A 1,179-nucleotide genomic window follows, 5' to 3' on the forward strand; every position below is an offset into this window, starting at 1 on the left:
CCGCGCCGCGGGCGTCCGGTGGCGCGGCGCCCGGGGAGCCGGGCGGGCGGTGCTGCTGCCCCGAGCGGTGCTGCGCGGCTGCGGCACCCTGATGGCCGCCGCGGTGCGCCGCCCCGAGGACGCCGTGCTGCGCCGGACGGCCGTCCGGCGGGGCGCCGACCCCGGCTGGGCGGGCATCGTGCTGGCCGCCTCGCCGGACACCTGCGTCCTCGACATGCCGCACGAGGACGACCCCCTGCTGCACACCCTCGACCGGCGCCCGGGACCGGTGGAGAAGACCGTCACCGACCCGGGGGAGCGGCGGTGAGCGCCTGGACGGCCGCGGCCCTGGTGCTGCTGGCCGTCGACGTCCCCGCCTGCGTGTGGGCGGTCTCCAGGGGCGGCACCGTGGGCCGGCTGATCGGCCTCTGCCTGCTGTCGAGCGTGGCCGGGGCGGTGTTCCTGCTGCTGCCCCCGGCCTACGACCGGTCGTCCTACCAGGACCTCGCGCTGGTGCTGGCCGTCCTCGCCCCCGCGGGGACGCTGGTCTTCACCCGCTTCGTCGCCGGCCGCAGCGGTGAACCCGACGAGGACGGCCCCCAAACGGACGGAGGATCACCATGACGGCCGGTCATGTCACCGCCCTGGTGCTGCTGTGGACGGGAGTCGCCTTCGTCCTGCTGTCGGCCCTCGCCCTCGTCCGGCTGCGCGGCACCTGAAACGGTTGCTGGCCTTCTCCACCGTCGGCCACGTCGGCCTCTTCCTGATCGGCGTGGCCCTGCTCACCCCGCACGGCACCGCCGGGACGGTGCTGTACGTCGCCGCCCACGGGCTGGTTAAGGCGGCGCTGTTCGGCCTGACCGGGGTGCTACTCGACCGCTTCGGCTCCGTCGACGAACACGGCCTGTACGGCCGGGGCCGCGGCCTGCGCGTCACCGGCCTGCTCTTCGCGGCCGGCGCCCTCGCCCTGGCCGGCCTCCCGCCGTTCGGAACCGGCCTCGGCAAGGCCCACGCCGAGGAGGACGCCGGGCACTGGCAGCGCTGGCTGCCGGCGGTCTTCGTGCTCGTCTCCGCGGCCACCGGCGCCGCGGTGCTGCGCGCCGCCCTGCGGATCTTCTGGGGGGTCGGCCCCGCCCCGCGGACCGCGCCCGGCGAGGAGGAGATCACCGGGGAGGGCGAGGAGCCGGAGATCCACGACCC

The 1,179-nt window shown here is 76.8% G+C and carries 2 protein-coding genes and 1 pseudogene; all 3 read left to right on the plus strand.

Translation table 11 applies throughout. The features are described 5' to 3' along the window. Positions 1–307 (plus strand): hypothetical protein (locus ABZ641_RS38455; protein ID WP_359989317.1); only part of this gene is annotated, 307 nt, incomplete at its 5' end. Beyond that, the gene (locus ABZ641_RS38460) at positions 304–603 is read left to right on the plus strand and encodes an MrpF/PhaF family protein (RefSeq protein ID WP_359989319.1); all 300 of its coding nucleotides are present in this window, start codon (positions 304–306) and stop codon (positions 601–603) included. The genes ABZ641_RS38455 and ABZ641_RS38460, both read left to right, overlap by 4 nt. Positions 604–688: 85 nt before the next feature. After that, positions 689–1,179 (plus strand): annotated as a pseudogene (locus tag ABZ641_RS38465) (proton-conducting transporter membrane subunit); the annotation flags it as partial.

It is taken from the genome of Kitasatospora sp. NPDC007106 (assembly GCF_040634455.1).
In the GTDB taxonomy this organism is placed as follows: domain Bacteria; phylum Actinomycetota; class Actinomycetes; order Streptomycetales; family Streptomycetaceae; genus Kitasatospora; species Kitasatospora arboriphila.